General features: G+C 35.5%; 20 protein-coding genes. 14 read left to right on the top strand and 6 right to left on the bottom strand.

Annotation, left to right across the window (positions count from 1 at the left end; all coding sequences use genetic code 11):
• The first annotated feature begins 8 nt into the window (after positions 1 to 8).
• From AAGS61_RS17805 to AAGS61_RS17760, 10 genes are all read left to right on the top strand, one after another.
• On the top strand, positions 9 to 341 hold the full coding sequence (locus AAGS61_RS17805; protein WP_391375021.1) for a hypothetical protein: 333 nt from the start codon (positions 9 to 11) through the stop codon (positions 339 to 341).
• On the top strand, positions 338 to 1,006 hold the full coding sequence (locus tag AAGS61_RS17800; protein ID WP_391375018.1) for a hypothetical protein: 669 nt from the start codon (positions 338 to 340) through the stop codon (positions 1,004 to 1,006). The genes AAGS61_RS17805 and AAGS61_RS17800 overlap by 4 nt, the downstream gene beginning before the upstream one ends.
• 85 nt (positions 1,007 to 1,091) lie before the next feature.
• Positions 1,092 to 1,604, top strand: coding sequence for a single-stranded DNA-binding protein (locus tag AAGS61_RS17795; protein ID WP_391375015.1), 513 nt, complete (start codon positions 1,092 to 1,094; stop codon positions 1,602 to 1,604).
• 92 nt (positions 1,605 to 1,696) lie between these two features.
• Entirely contained in the window at positions 1,697 to 2,401 is a 705-nt protein-coding gene (locus AAGS61_RS17790) for a PD-(D/E)XK nuclease family protein (protein WP_391375012.1), read from the top strand.
• Positions 2,402 to 2,518: 117 nt separating this feature from the next.
• Positions 2,519 to 2,863, top strand: coding sequence for a hypothetical protein (locus AAGS61_RS17785; RefSeq protein WP_391375009.1), 345 nt, complete (start codon positions 2,519 to 2,521; stop codon positions 2,861 to 2,863).
• A 16-nt stretch (positions 2,864 to 2,879) separates the two neighbouring features.
• Positions 2,880 to 3,296, top strand: coding sequence for a hypothetical protein (locus tag AAGS61_RS17780; protein ID WP_391375006.1), 417 nt, complete (start codon positions 2,880 to 2,882; stop codon positions 3,294 to 3,296).
• Between the two features lie 100 nt (positions 3,297 to 3,396).
• Positions 3,397 to 3,744 (top strand): hypothetical protein, encoded by a 348-nt coding sequence (locus AAGS61_RS17775; protein WP_391375004.1) that lies wholly within the window; start codon positions 3,397 to 3,399, stop codon positions 3,742 to 3,744.
• An 11-nt stretch (positions 3,745 to 3,755) separates the two neighbouring features.
• Positions 3,756 to 4,109 (top strand): hypothetical protein, encoded by a 354-nt coding sequence (locus AAGS61_RS17770; RefSeq protein WP_391375001.1) that lies wholly within the window; start codon positions 3,756 to 3,758, stop codon positions 4,107 to 4,109.
• 9 nt (positions 4,110 to 4,118) lie between these two features.
• Positions 4,119 to 4,502, top strand: coding sequence for a DpnD/PcfM family protein (locus AAGS61_RS17765; RefSeq protein ID WP_391374998.1), 384 nt, complete (start codon positions 4,119 to 4,121; stop codon positions 4,500 to 4,502).
• Between the two features lies 1 nt (position 4,503).
• A complete protein-coding gene (locus AAGS61_RS17760) occupies positions 4,504 to 4,716 on the top strand; it encodes a DUF4314 domain-containing protein (protein ID WP_391374995.1) in 213 nt (70 codons plus the stop codon).
• Between the two features lie 828 nt (positions 4,717 to 5,544).
• Here AAGS61_RS17760 and AAGS61_RS17755 read toward each other — a convergent pair.
• The 3 genes from AAGS61_RS17755 to AAGS61_RS17745 form a co-directional block, all read right to left on the bottom strand.
• Positions 5,545 to 5,985: a hypothetical protein gene (locus AAGS61_RS17755; RefSeq protein ID WP_391374992.1), complete on the bottom strand. Its 441-nt coding sequence runs from the start codon at positions 5,983 to 5,985 to the stop codon at positions 5,545 to 5,547.
• Between the two features lie 113 nt (positions 5,986 to 6,098).
• Entirely contained in the window at positions 6,099 to 6,998 is a 900-nt protein-coding gene (locus tag AAGS61_RS17750; protein WP_391374989.1) for a hypothetical protein, read from the bottom strand.
• A gap of 371 nt (positions 6,999 to 7,369) precedes the next feature.
• Entirely contained in the window at positions 7,370 to 8,119 is a 750-nt protein-coding gene (locus AAGS61_RS17745; RefSeq protein WP_391374986.1) for a hypothetical protein, read from the bottom strand.
• 4 nt (positions 8,120 to 8,123) lie between these two features.
• Between AAGS61_RS17745 and AAGS61_RS17740 the strand changes: the two genes are divergently transcribed.
• The 3 genes from AAGS61_RS17740 (at position 8,124) to AAGS61_RS17730 (ending at position 9,619) form a co-directional block, all read left to right on the top strand.
• Positions 8,124 to 8,306: a hypothetical protein gene (locus AAGS61_RS17740; RefSeq protein ID WP_391374983.1), complete on the top strand. Its 183-nt coding sequence runs from the start codon at positions 8,124 to 8,126 to the stop codon at positions 8,304 to 8,306.
• A gap of 491 nt (positions 8,307 to 8,797) precedes the next feature.
• On the top strand, positions 8,798 to 9,349 hold the full coding sequence (locus tag AAGS61_RS17735) for a phospholipase A2 family protein (RefSeq protein ID WP_391374981.1): 552 nt from the start codon (positions 8,798 to 8,800) through the stop codon (positions 9,347 to 9,349).
• Positions 9,350 to 9,367: 18 nt separating this feature from the next.
• Positions 9,368 to 9,619 (top strand): hypothetical protein, encoded by a 252-nt coding sequence (locus AAGS61_RS17730; protein ID WP_391374978.1) that lies wholly within the window; start codon positions 9,368 to 9,370, stop codon positions 9,617 to 9,619.
• 797 nt (positions 9,620 to 10,416) lie between these two features.
• Here AAGS61_RS17730 and AAGS61_RS17725 read toward each other — a convergent pair.
• Both AAGS61_RS17725 and AAGS61_RS17720 read right to left on the bottom strand, forming a co-directional pair.
• The gene (locus tag AAGS61_RS17725; protein ID WP_391374976.1) at positions 10,417 to 10,605 is read right to left on the bottom strand and encodes a hypothetical protein; all 189 of its coding nucleotides are present in this window, start codon (positions 10,603 to 10,605) and stop codon (positions 10,417 to 10,419) included.
• Complete coding sequence (locus AAGS61_RS17720; protein ID WP_391374973.1) at positions 10,586 to 11,491, bottom strand: hypothetical protein; 906 nt, start codon at positions 11,489 to 11,491, stop codon at positions 10,586 to 10,588. The genes AAGS61_RS17725 and AAGS61_RS17720 overlap by 20 nt, the downstream gene beginning before the upstream one ends.
• Before the next feature lie 779 nt (positions 11,492 to 12,270).
• On the opposite strand from AAGS61_RS17720, the gene AAGS61_RS17715 reads away from it, so the two are divergent.
• Positions 12,271 to 13,314, top strand: a complete 1,044-nt coding sequence (locus tag AAGS61_RS17715; RefSeq protein ID WP_391374970.1) for a type II toxin-antitoxin system antitoxin SocA domain-containing protein — start codon at positions 12,271 to 12,273, stop codon at positions 13,312 to 13,314.
• A gap of 255 nt (positions 13,315 to 13,569) precedes the next feature.
• Here the strand turns inward: AAGS61_RS17715 and AAGS61_RS17710 are convergent, their stop codons facing one another.
• Complete coding sequence (locus AAGS61_RS17710) at positions 13,570 to 14,529, bottom strand: hypothetical protein (protein ID WP_391374968.1); 960 nt, start codon at positions 14,527 to 14,529, stop codon at positions 13,570 to 13,572.
• Between the last annotated feature and the right edge of the window lie 266 nt (positions 14,530 to 14,795).

The raw sequence follows: 14,795 nt of genomic DNA, 5'->3' as shown, positions 1-14,795 counted from the left end.
TGATGTACATGAGTAGATCGACACCGTTAGCAATGTTTGTGACGAAAAATGATGAATTGGTGGGTGTGTATCCGGGTATTCTTGGGGGCAATACGCTAGTCATTGCAAAGAATGTTGCAGATAGCGTGTTAGAAATTACTCATCAATGCCAATGCTGCCGATTTTATCGTGAGGAGTGTCCCATCATTCAGTCCATCATTTGGTATATGGCGGTACATCATAAAAAGCGAATCACAGGCTTTAATTGGGTACAAGAAAAGGTTACGTTACAGCTAGATTGGCATCAGATTCCAATTCCATCATTAGATATGAAACCTGTATCGAGGGAGGACTTTGTATGAGTATATTGCCAAACATTGTTAACGTAGCTCAGGAATATCAAATCGATATAGATCCCCGTACTTTAGGTAAGCGTGAGGTGTTAGGAAAGTGTCCGTTTTGCGATAATGGCCATCATAAAAAAACGAGAAGGTATTATTTATCTCTTAATGAGGATAGGAACGTCTTTCGTTGCTGGTACTGTAATGAACAAGGTGGCGTGCTACGTTTCCTTTCATTGCTTTCTGGTGAAGCTGAAGGTTCTATCTTAGAGCGATTACGGAATGAAAACAAACGCTCTAATTATCAAAAGCATAATGCAGAAAAGCTTACGACAAGACAACTTCAATTAATCGGCTATGGTCGCATTAATTGGATGGCTAATCGTAAATTCGATTACGACTTGTATGTAGCTTATCGAGAGCGTGTTTGGGATGATTGGCAACGGTTTGTTGATGCACAAGTAAAGGTGGCGTATCGAAAGCTTTGGCTTCAAATGCTAAAGGGGGATATTGCTTTAGGCTTTGCAGATGTGAAAAAACTAGAACAAGATATTGGAGTTCCGTTAATGCAACAGGTCCTTCAATACTTTTCAACTGAAGGAATAGATAGTGATATGGATCGTTGGGATTTAGAAGAATTTGTGTGTCAAATACTAAAGATTCCACATCGAGAACAATCATTATAGATTTTTAGAAAAATATATAATTCTAAATAAATATAAAAATAAAAAGAGATAAATAGATATTTATCGAAGAAAGTAGGAACTAATCATGAATCATTCCATTTTAACAGGTCGTTTAACAAAGCCAGCAGAGATTTCGTATTTACAGGATGGAAAAGCGAAAGCAGTATTTACGCTTGCAGTAAACCGTCCATTTACGAATGCTCAAGGAGAACGCGAAGCGGACTTCATTCGCTGCACCGCTTGGGGCAAAACGGCTGAAAACGTAGCAAACTATACTACAAAGGGCTCTAAAATCGGAGTGCAAGGTCGTATTCAAACGGGCAGCTACGAAACTCAGCAGGGCCAAAAAGTGTATACGACGGATATTGTGGTGAATGAAGTAGAGTTTTTAGAGTCTAAACAGACCAATCAAAATGGGCAACAGCCACAGAATGTACAGCAAGCACCAGTTGCACAGCCACAATACCAGATGGCACCACAACAAGCTATGTATCAGCAACAGCCGGTACAACAGCAGTATGTGCAACAAGGGAATCCAATTCAACAACAGCAACCGGCAAATGCACAATATGCTGTGAATCAGGATTTACCGTTTTAGGCTGAAATAAAAATCATGGAAGTACAATGTAGCATGAACCTGCTATATTGTGCTTTTTTCTATTTTTAATAGAGAAAGAAGGATAGAAACTAATGGATACATTTTCATATAGTCGATTAACAACGTATGAGGATTGCCCTCGTCGTTTTTATTATCAATATATCGAGAAGATGGAACAAAAAGAGACCGTGCCTTTATTACTTGGTAAAGCAATTCATGCAGCTGTGGAACGTAAAATGGCAGGGGATAGTTTTGAATCTGCATTGGTTCAAGGTATGGCATCTGTCGATTTTAATTTAGAAGTACCTTATCAAGATATGGAATTCATGCTAGGGAATGTGCCAGATGCGGTTACAGGCGAAACGGAAGTCTATTTCAAAATCCCTTTGAATCATAATGAAACAATCTTTTTACAGGGTTTTATTGATGTTGTGAATTCAGACGAAATTATTGATTGGAAATCTAATCGACAAATGTTTTCTATTCATGACACAACGCAAATGGCTTTATATGCAGATGCGCTTCAACAGCTGTATGGCTATGACGAAGTAAAAGCTCGGATGTATTTCTTACGATTTAGAAAAGAAAGTAAGTTTGTTTATGACAGACAAACGACTGCTTATGCAAAATCATGGGCTTTAGATTTAGCACTTGAGATTCAAGAACAACTAGGACGTTTAGATTTCGAGTATTACGAGCATGTTTTTCTACCTCAATTATCCTCGAAATGTCGTTATTGTCCGTTCTCAATAGCGTGTTATCAGAGCCGCTGTAATACCGTGATCGTGTCTGCTTAATATACAAAAATAGATAAAAATAAAAAAAGAAAAATATTCTTTTCTAAAAATATTTAAAGGTATAAAGATATTTTTTGAAAAAGAGATAAATATATAATCAAAGAAAGAGGGATATATATGGAAATTACAACGATGGAACAGGCTCAGCAAGTAGCCAATGAAATTGCTCAAATTGAGTCTACGTTAAAACAAATGAAAGATGGACTGAAGGCATTTGTAGACCAGCATGGTCAGGTACAAGCAGGTGGTGTTCAATGGGGTTATTCAGAATCAATCTCATGGAAAATTGAAGCAGATCACATGAAGGAATTTATGCAATGGGTTGCCTTAGAAGGATTTAATCCATTTGAAATGATGTCAGTGTCTGCTACCTCTCTTAAAAAGCTAGCTTGGTCAGAAGAAACTTTACAACGAATTGCAACGAAGAAGCTAACGAAAAGCTTCCGTTGTACAAAATTGTAAGGAGGTCATTTTATATATGGCAAAGTTAAATAAAGTCCTTTCAAATGAATCAGCTTTTATGGCATTAGGCTTTGTTCCAATGCTTCAAATGTTCCATGTAGAAATCGTAGAAGAAGATTTCTTTTACAGTCATGTGAGTGAAGAATTGCCGCATTATAAGCTGTTTGCGAATATGATAGAGGTAGATACAATCGATATCATCGATTTTACACAGGATTTTTGTTTAATTGTTGATGATGAGGGTTTATTGAAATCAGAAAATCTTGTATACGAAATTACATTTCAAGGTATTACTCAACAAATTGCAGGTCGATTTGCAATTGGTCGAAATGAGTATTGTAAATATAAAGGATTGATGACTGTTCCACTTCAACCTGCTGATTTTGTTGATTTAGCTGAGCTAGATATAGAAATCATAGGTCGAGTACGATAAAAATCCCTAGAGGTATTTATAGATAATTCTATAAATACCTTTTTATTTTTTTCTAAAAAACAAAAAGTATATAAATCTAAAAACAGAAAGAGGACATCTTATGAATCTGTCATTGAAACAACAAATCAAACAACTAGCGAGAGAGCAATACTTTGTGTATTTAGGCGAGTTCATTTACTTCTCATCAGCAAGCGAATTAATCGTATGGCTTTCATCTGAAATGACACCATTCGAATTAGAGCATCTAGCTTACCGTTTAGGGAATACACATATGGAGGAACTAAAGAAGTCTGGCTGTGATACACCTGCAGAAATCTATGTATTTGAACACGAATATGTATTTGTCTTACAGGGTAAAAGCGAAAAGTTATTTATCTACTCATGTGATTTTATCGACATTGATGATGAGCATATATTTGTATCTCCAAATGAAAGTGCTTTTAAATAGGTGGCTGCATGATGGAGAAGGTTATTGATTATATTTTGCAACACCAATCAGCTACGACTTGTTTTGTCGAGCAACGTACTTATTTCAATTGCACACCAGCTTCAGAACGATTAATCGAATATACCGCTTTAGATGTTGTGAATGTGAATTGCACGTTTATTGTTTCGTTAATTAATGAAAAGAAAGGGCTTTTGTTTAGAGAATCTTTAGCATCAGTGGATCTGTTAGGATTCGAATTTGGGCAGGTTTTGCTTGTCACAACAGAAGTACATCAAGCTTATGCGTTTGTTCAAGAGTTTCGCCAAAAAATTGGCTATATCACAAATATTCGCAAGCATTTAAAACAATTACATGATGGTGAGTAGGGGATAGATATGAAAACATTTAAAATCGAAGTAAAGGAAACATTAGCAGCTATTCATTCAGTTCAAGCTGAAACAAGAGAAGAAGCAATTGCTAATATTAAAAACCAATATTTAAACCAGGAAATCATTTTGGATACAGAAAACTTTGTTCAAGTGGAATTTCAAGTTTTAGAGGATTGCAGTTTAACTTATACAAAGGACACAAAACGCCTTTTAAAAGATGGCGATTCTCTTTTTTATAATGAATGGACTGGCGAATGGTATGATTCATGGCTGGCTATGGTTCATGATGCTTGGTACAAAGGCATGACGAAGGCAGAACTGGCGATTGCTTTAGATACGGAGCATACAGATTGCTATTTATTCTATACTTCTTACGAAAGGGATTGCTGAAATGAATTGTGATGTTGTATTAGCCCGTAAACGAATTTTTGTACCAGGAAGTTGGGTTCGATTAACTGAGCGAATGAACGACCCGTATACGCCCTTAGAAAAGGGGTTAACGGGTACAGTTCGCTATGTTGATGATATTGGCACTGTCCATATAAATTGGGAGAATGGCTCACCTTTAGGCGCAGTCCTTGAAGATAAAATTGAATTGATATAGATAGAAGCCCTCTAGAAACTTGTGCTAGGGGATTTTTACTTTGTAAAACCTGAAGATTTACTTACTGATCAAGAAACATTTCAATTTTCCGTAAAATCTTTATCTTTGGTGCGTCTATTTACTGTGTCTAATGATGTAAAAAAGATTTATGATAGCGAATATAGGCTTAGTTGATGAAAAGATTGTTTAGTAAAGTGACGGGTACTATTAATGAAATTAATCCAAGTCTATATAGAAGGTTTTCTTCATATTTTTTGTGTTAAGATAGATGTACTTTGTCACTCTGAAAAGAGTAAAGCTCTTCATCGTTACGATGAAGAGCTCAGAGCGTCGACAAACTAATTTCTGAGCAGAAAATTAGCACGGTCGGACGCTCTTTTATTGATTAATGCAGATTTTTAAAATTCACAGGCTTTCAGAAACATTGCTATTACAGGATTCTTTATAAATCCAAATGACGATAAGAAAGCACCCTAAATATAAAAATAGTAGACAAAATCGAAAAAATCGACTTTGTCTACAGTCTGAGCTTTTCATCGTTACGATGAAGAGCTTTTTTTAGTTAGGTACAAGTGATGAAAGATTTTTATTGTCCTTTGAATCAAAGTTTATTGATGAAAAAATACTGCATCCACTTCTTAATGATGTACCTTAAAACAGCAGCAGGTACTGTCTCTTTTCTAATAAAAAATAGCAAAGGGCGTTGTTTCTGCGCCGTTTGCTATTATCTTTTCCAGTTCGATTTGCGAAGAACGAAAAAGTTTTGCGAAAATCCCCCACTTTTTTGCGTGGAGAACTGTTCTAACGCTTGATTTTGAGTGCGTTTATTTAATAGACTACGCCCAAGTGATCTGATGCACAAGTCTGGCAAGTATCCTTATCAAAACGGTGTTCAAAAGTAACCTTTTCATTGCAAAATTGGCATTTTCGGTATTGCCTTTTTCTTGAGTTAATCGTCTTTATTAGGAAGTTTACAATAATATCTAGCTGCTCCATTTTATTTGAAAAATTCAATTCCTCCCAAATTAATGTATGCTTTTTAAAAATACTAGGAGTTGTACTAATCATATATCCCTCCCATTGAATCGTCTCATAACCAAATTCAAGCCCTATCTCCGTAGCTCTTATATATACCTCTGGCTCATCAGCAAATCCTTCAAGTTTAAAATAAAATGATTTGTCCATTGAAACATTCATTGGATCAGTTATGGAATAAAGTTCGCATTGAGAATTAAGCCAATCAAGTGCTTTAGTCTTTAATGATGTCATATCGAGTTGTCCTTATTTTTCATATTAGGTAAAGCGTAAAGCGCAGTCGTTGCAACAATAATAACAGCACCACGTTCATGAGAAAATGGTGCTGTTTTGCTACCTGTTCTGAATTATTGCTTCGGTTTGTTCTTTTCTATAGCTTCTAATTTCGCTTCATAATTAGCACGGATTCGCTCATTTTCTGCGTGCATTCCAGCTACTTTATCGTTGTACTTTTCATTTTGAGCCTGTAACTTGGCTTGGTATTCACGCTCTACTTCTACAAGTGCCTTCTCGCGTTCAAGGTCCTTTCGTTCCTGCATGATTTCGAGTTCGCGAGTATAGTTCAACTGGGCATTTTCTAAAGCCTTTTCTAATTCACGTACACGTTCGTTAGCTTGCTGTTGCGCTTGCTCTAACTGATGAATTTGCTCTGTAGAGGCTATTTGTTGTTCATTTAATTGTTGTACAAGTGATGCCTTTTCAGCTGAAAAACTCTTTTTTAATGTTTCATTTTCTTCAGCATATCCCTGATATTTCGTTACAAGCCCGCTTAATGTATCATTCTTTTCTTTATATTCGTTAATAAGCGCCTGGTTATTATCCAGCGAGTTTTGCATGGATACTAACTTTTCTTCTAGCGCTACGGCATTTTCCGTATCTATTTTATGTTGTTCCTCTAAGTTGCTAATGTTCGCTTTTAATAGCTTGTTTTGCTCCTGGAGTTCGGTAATGATGCTTTCCTTACTTTCCAGTTTATCTGTTACTTCTTTTACGGCGTGGTCCTTTAAATATGTGGAACGAGCGACCATGTTGCTAATAAGTGAGTAGATACGTGTCGTATGCACTTCTAACTCAGCTAAATCGTTCGAATAATCACCGGAAATGCCGTCCTTTAGACTGTTTAATTCATACAAGGCTACTGCTTTTTCCAACCAATCCTTCGCTGTTAAACCACTCATTTCGATTGTTGCTTTGGCTTTGTCGTAAACTTCCTCAGTTACTTTGATTCCTAGTGTTTTATCTGCCATATGATGACCTCCCTTTAGTTAACTAATAAAACTAGTAATATCAATAGGTTAACCTAGTTAACTATGGTTAACCTTTGTTATTTATATTATACCTTCTTTTGGAAAAGGAAACAATGAGGAAACATTAAATAGGGTGTTTTGTTTGATATTAGGGTTTAGTGGTTTGGGAGAATGAATTGTTTTATGAAAAGTTGGAATTTGCGTGAGTTAAGGGGTTAGTTTTTCTTTAGAGGGGGCGCTGCCTTTATAACAAGGAAAGGTAGATGATAGAATTAATTGTTTATAGTTAACTTATAAAGATTGTTATATCAATGGTTAACCTAGTTATCTTAGGTTAACCATTGAAAAGTATATTTGTGTAATGAAAGAAATCAAGGCACTTCATGATACGCCGTTAACGCTTCTTCTAAACGCTTCGATAGGTTTTTAGCCAAATACTGATTGATAAAGCGCTCCTTTTCCAGTTCGATTTGCGTAGAACGGAAAAGTTTTGCGAAAATACCGGACTTTTTTTGCGTGGAGAACTGTTCTAACGCTTCTGTACGTAATGTGGATACGACTTCATTTTCAATTTGTCGTTCACGGATCTTTACAACGATATCCTTTTCTTCTTTCAATTCTGTGATTTGCTGTTGTAGACTTTTGCTTTCTTCTGTAAGCTTCTCTGTTCTTTCCTGCATTTCACTCAGCTGCTGGGTGGATTCTAATGAAAGCAATTGGATATTTTGCGCGAGATAGTCCTGGTTAAGGGTAATTTGCATCGCGCCATTTTCATCGTCTTGTTGCATATGAAAGAGCCCGGTTTGCATCATTTGCTGCAGGACATTACTGAGCACGTCTACTTTATTGGCGAGTTCATCTGGTGGGGCGATTGCTGTTGTGGCAGCGGGTGGTTGTTTGACGATATAACCATTTTCATCGATGCCAAGCAAGCGCTTGAGACCCTTTACGCGGTACTCGTCTTTTAGCAATAAGATCATCTGTAGCCTTAAAATCGATGGGAGATTCAGTCGAATAACCGTCGCCGTCGTGGGGTTGTCCGTAAGCCCGTAATCAAATAATGTATATAAAACACCTGGCACCTCCGGTATTATAGACTTATCAAATGAAGGAAGTGTCATTCTTATGCCTACAAATAAATTAACAATTGTCCCCGTAATACGCAATCCAATCCATCACACAACATCCTTACAAAGCCCGCAACAACAATCTGTCCCAAGCTGCGTGATGAAAACAGCTACAGCTGAAATTTCCTTCTTCAATGGTGTAGGATACCGACACAATATCGACAGATACCGACAATTTTAATGTCGGTTGTAATGTCGGTTGTACAAATGATAGACTCAGAGTAACTCGAGGGTAAATGAATTGCTATAGTAATAAATAGATTTGATAGTTTGTCTGGACAACAATTACGATATGTAAGTTTTCGCTACTATACTAAAATGCAAAACTTTTAAATTCTTTTTACATGATCAACCCCAAGTTGCGGTGTTGAATCATAATAATGATATTAATACCTAATAGGACTAATACCGGTATTGTTGTAACCAAGGGCAAAATAAATGCTTAATATACACATGTTTTTTAGTAACAAAAAGTTGCTACATGAATAATGTTACGAATTATATTTGATACAGTATTTTGTTACAACGAATTTAGGGGTTATAGAATTTATTGTTTTTAAACACTTCATGTAACAAAAATGAACGTTTATGTTACGAAATAAATTACTTTGCTCCTCAACGCAGCTACGCTGGTACTGGGCCTAATAAAGTATACAAAGGAGATAAAGTTAGATGAAAAAAATATTTTCATTATTTGTTGCAATGTCATTTTTAATTTCTTCAGTTTTTTTGTGGGGAGGTACAAAAGCTTTTGCAACAACAGGGGAAGAGTCATCTTTGACAAATGAAGAACTTTTAAATGCTGATGAACAGTTAGGGGCTTACATTTATTATGAAGATGGAAAACCGTTTGTTGATATCGAAAAATTAGAAACAGATGGTTTAGCAGAGGAATATATTGAAATTGGACTTATGGTAAATCAGATTAGTAGTAGTTACTCTAATGATCAAGCAAACACTATAAAGGCAGCTAAAATAAGTATACCTGTTTGGGGGAATTGGTGTGGTCCCGGACATGGTTCTGGTACTCCACAAGATTTATTAGATAGAGGTTGTCAGATACATGATAAGTGTTATGAGGATAAAGGTTATTTTACCTGTTCTTGTGATTGGGAGCTTGTTATTTATATAGAAACTTATTTCCATAAGATGGGTCTTAAAGAAAAAATCGCTGCTACTGCATTAAAAACATATTTTAATAACACCTTATGTAATCCATTCTAATAGCGAGGGAGGACATGTATGGTTAAATTTATTAAGGTTTTAGCTGTAAGTACGATAATCATTTCTTTATTGCTTTGGGTACCTAATATTGTGTTTCAAAAAGCATCATTTTTATGGATTTTTACGTTTGTTTTTTCCGGGATTGGTATTCTCTTATCGGTGAGTGTTAAATCTAACATTTTAATTATAGGGAACACCATAACTTTCTTTAGTTTTTTTATAGTAATGTTTTTAGGTTATATTTTAGATTTTTTAATAAACCAGATGTAATAATAGTGATTCCGTGAAAAAATAAGCATGGTTTATTTTATCTAGTAAACGACTAAAACCTTAATTTTTGAGTTGTAATGATTATTGTTAGAATATTACGGGTAGTGTTACAAAATCGTCTTCTTCCTTTTATACAAGGGAGATGGCGTTTTTTTATTGAGATATCGAACAAAAAAATATTTTGCCGTGATGATCTCAATCTTTAATTTTAAAAAATGTTTGTGTCCTTTTGGTCGGCTTAACTCTATGACATTAAAACATGCAAAAAACTAGTGCAAATCATTTACCAAAAGTAAAGTTTAATTATACATTATTATAATAAATGTTTCATAAAATTATGGTTTATGTTTATATTTTACAACTAAAACTTACTTTCTTATCAAAAAGGTGCTTCTTTTCCCTTTGTGCAGAAGGGAAAAGAAGCACCTTGTCTAGTCTAACAATGAAACGAGAATCTATCCAACGAATCGATGGAAAGCGAATGAATGTAGCTATGTGAACAGCTTTAAAAATTATACAATTAATATACAGTTTATGTTTATAACAACAGATGGAAGTAGCGTTGTCAAACACATTATAAGATGTCTTGAAATCTAAGTATATAAGGGAGTGAGCATTGCGAATCGTCTCGTAGACCATCTCTTATATACTTATAATAATTAATAATAAAACTGACTGTCGCAAAAATGAAGATAAAAAGCCGTGGCCAATTTTCGTGATGGCACGCTTCATTTTTACTATTCGTTGTTATCTTCCTTTACCCTAGTCTTCTCTATCTCCTGCTTCAAGCCCCCTATTTATTCTTCATATGAAGCTCTTAGCTGTGCGATTTCATCGTAAAGGGCACGGATTTTTTCGTTGGCTGCTGTGAGTTGTTCCTGGCTTATGCGTTCGAGTGCTACTAATGCTTTATCGCGCTCGATGTCTTTTTTCTCAGTAAGTATGCTTAATTCAGTTTGGTGTTGTTCATTTGTAAGGAGCTTCATGATACTCCGTTAACGCCTCTTCTAAACGCTTGGATAGATTTTTAGCTAAATACTGATTAATAAAGCGTTCCTTTTCCAGTTCGATTTGCGTAGAACGGAAAAGTTTTGCGAAAATACCGGACTTTTTTTGCGTGGAGAACTGTTCTAACGCTTCTGTACGTAATGTGGATACGACTTCATTTTCAATTTGTCGTTCACGGATCTTTACAACGATATCCTTTTCTTCTTTCAATTCTGTGATTTGCTGTTGTAGGCTTTTGCTTTCTTCTGTAAGCTTCTCTGTTCTTTCCTGTATTTCGCTCAGCTGCTGGGTGGATTCTAATGAAAGCAATTGGATATTTTGCGCGAGATAGTCCTGGTTAAGGGTAATTTGCATCGCGCCATTTTCATCGTCTTGTTGCATATGAAAGAGCCCGGTTTGCATCATTTGCTGCAGGACATTACTGAGCACGTCTACTTTATTGGCGAGTTCATCTGGTGGTGCCAGTGCTGTTGTGGCAGCGGGTGGTTGTTTGACGATATAGCCATTTTCATCGATGCCAAGTAAGCGCTTCAGGCCCTTTACGCGATACTCATCTTTTAATAATAAAATCATCCGGAGTTTTAAAATCGATTTGAGATTCAACCGAATAATAGTCGCAGTCGTGGGATTGTCTGTTGTATCGTCGAAAATATAATGTTCAAACGGCTTGATATAGTAACGTAGCTGTCCATCTGTTATGTCAAACCAGCCGGCCACTTCAGGCGTGGAATAAAACTTCTTTTCGATAATGTCTGCTAGGTAGGGATCGGTATATAGTGTTTCTTCTAGTGGGGTATCTTGTAGTACAGAATAAAGAGGGTCATCCTGCAGTAACTCGATTATCTTTTCTTTCATCTCATTCATTTCGATCACATTCCTTCACACTCCATTTCATTCGATTCTAGGCTAAACTTTTCTATTCTTTTCTACTTTATTTGTATTCTATTCTACGAGATTCTATGCGTGGAGAGATAAATGATTATAAAAATTAGCACTCAGACGAATCGAGATAGGGGAGTAATTACTATCTCAATTTTTCAATCGTCTGAGTGCTTCTCTATTGTGTTTCTTCTATGATTGCAATACGTGACAGATGTTATATGATATAATTTGTTATCGATGGATAACAGGTGTGTTTGTAATATTATCCATAGATAGAGAAAGTATTTGTGCGATGGCTCCTCTTTTAAATTCATAGACTACAGCTAATTTGTTAGCCATGCAGAGGGAGAGTATTGAAAATGATTGACTCCCGATGCTGAAACATACGAATACAAGCTATATAAGAGCGTGAGGACCACCCAACCACTCAATTAATAGCTTAATTAGCCTTTACTGATTTCCATAAAATTTATAATGTTATTCGCCAACTAAAGCTTGAAAATTATTCAAGTGGGCCAGAAATAAATACAAGTACTAATTGTCGGAAGCTTTTAAAAAGGCGGTGTGTGGTTTTTGGGTAAACGACTGCAAGATTTTGCTGGAAAGCCGGTTGGAGTCTATATAAAAATTTGCTGCGCCAAACTGAATGCAACGGATTTTGTTGCTTGTGTATCACTCTACAAAGCTGATTCTCTAATCAATCCCTCTCTTGCATAAGGGGGGGATGGAGTTCCGCTATACATATACGAGGAGGCACTAAGATGAAAAAGTTCTGTCTTGAATGCTGCGAAGATCGAGAAGTCACCATTACTACCCAGAAAAGAACACAGACGCTTCATAACATAGATATTACTTATGATGCTAAAATCTATATTTGTTCCGAATGCGGGATGGATGTCCCCGATGACGAACTGTACTCGATGAATTTACAGCAGGCGTATAGAGTATATAAAGAAAAAAATGAACTTTTATTAGCCGAAGACTTCCGTTATATCCGTGTTGCACTATATCAAATTACGGTAAGAACATTTGCGAAAATAATTGGTTGTAGTCCTGCAACCATTACAAAATATGAAAAGGGTGCCATTCAGACACCACAGCATGAGATGACATTTCGTTTGTTACGAAATCCTACAATTATGGTCCAATATGTTGAAAAAAATAAAGCGAAGTTAGAAGAAAGTGAATACTTTACTTTAAAAGAGAGATTAGATTTTTTATTAGAGGCACTTAGAATGGAAAAGATTTTAACGACAACAGATACACCATTGAAATTTCCTGAACTAAAAAGGGCGGAAGAAATATCAATGATTCCATATCAAGTAATGGAAGAATACTTTATTATACGAGGATATGAAGAATCGAAGAATGAATACGATACACTTATAACAAATAAAAAGCTACAAAATCTCTCCTATTTTACGCAAGGTTGGCATCTTGCATTTACAGATGAACCTTTAATATCTAATGATTTTGAAGCTTGGCGTCATGGTCCAGTTATCCATGAATCCTATCATAAGCATCAGCATCTTGGCGCTAATCCATTGCCACCAGTAAATAAAAACATAGTAGAACTTGGTTTATTGTCGTACCAAGAAGCTATATTAGATTGGGTATGGGACAAATATCATCATTTCGATGCTCAGTATTTAGAAAAGTTAAGCCACATTGAAGGCCCCTGGGTAAAAGCGCGCGTAGGATTAACGCCGATTGATGGATCTAATCGAATCATATCAAAAGAAGCAATCCATAATTATTTTAAAAATGTATATAAGGCAATAAAATTAATTAGATCCGCCTATTAAACTAGATGAATCCCGTTTATAAGCGGGATTTTTCTATTGTTCGACCTCCTATTCTATGATAATCTTCGTTACTCTTTTCTATTCTAAATATTAATTTTCTGTATTTTTCCACTCTGCGCTAATGTGAAGAAGTTTTTCAGGGCATTCGTAATAAATAGTGGAATGCCCTTGATTTTACTTTTCTCTATTAAACAATTTTTTCAAAATGCGTATTAAAATTTACGTACATTAGAAACTGTTAATAAAGCTTCTTACTTATAAAGGACTAGGGAAGAAATAGCTGTCTTTAATTCCAGAAGATTCTTTGTCGTGATAAATTAATCCTTTTTCTGCGTATGAATGTAGCGCACGTAACACATCGGCATAAATTCTTGGTCTACGACTAACGCTCTTTGAATATTCTTTTGGTACATTATAATGGTCTCTGATGATATGGCTAATGGTTGTTGCACTTGATATACCATTTACGACAAACTGATAAGCTATTTCTGCAATATCAACTGTTGTTAATTTATTCGTGAAAATAAATTGTTCATTCACAGATTGAACAACATCAAGTTTATCCTTATATTTTTGTTTTTTTACGTTCTCCATAATTTGTTTGAATTTTTCAAATTGTGTTCGCCGTTGCTCTTCCAAATACTGAACCTCTAACATTTTTAATAACCGCTTTATTTGACGATCTAATAACGGCACATTGTGGTCTAAATGCACTTGGACATCTGTTGGGATGACTACTTCATTCGATAATAACTCTATTATCTCATAACCATATTCGTTGTTTTGTATCTTTAATAGCAGTTCATCTGCTTCATAGTTTACTTCATGCAAGCCGTTAATGATTGCGTCAATATCCGACACATCGATATTTAAAAAATCAGCTAAATGATCTTTTCCGTAATGAATGCGTTTTTTAGTAATAGCATGTTCAACTATAAACTCATATCGTAATGTTTTGCCACAAGCACATTTACCTGCGCGATTGCCTAAACCATAATCACGATAGTCAACAATCTTCCAATCCTGCGATTGCTTTTCAATTTCTTCTAATGTAATATCATCGGTCATTTTTATAACGCTTACTTTTTCAGACTGCATGAATCTCATAAATAACGTTTTTCGTCCGACTTTCAAATTTTCCTCAATAAATTCCCGTTGTTGTTCTGTAAGAAGCTCTAGCAATTCTTTTCTTTTTTTGAAAGTAAAATTTACCATAATTAACCACCCCTTTTTTATGACAATAAATCATCGATTAATTCCGGTCAAATGCTTTGTAAAATGTAATAATCACTTATCACATTTCACCACTAATTACGAATAGCCGTTTTTCATAATGACCATGCCCCCTCGATATAGTTTGTTACATTAACTATATTTTGGAGGGAAGGGGAATTCAAGAAGGGATAATAAAAATATGTTGGCATCACGTGATTGCTAGCAGATCGTCGAGAAAATCACTCGACGAACAGCCAGCACCGTCA

Source organism: Lysinibacillus sp. KU-BSD001 (assembly GCF_042920265.1).
Classification (GTDB): Bacteria; Bacillota; Bacilli; order Bacillales_A; family Planococcaceae; genus Lysinibacillus_B.
This window is presented reverse-complemented; position numbering and strand designations above follow the sequence as displayed.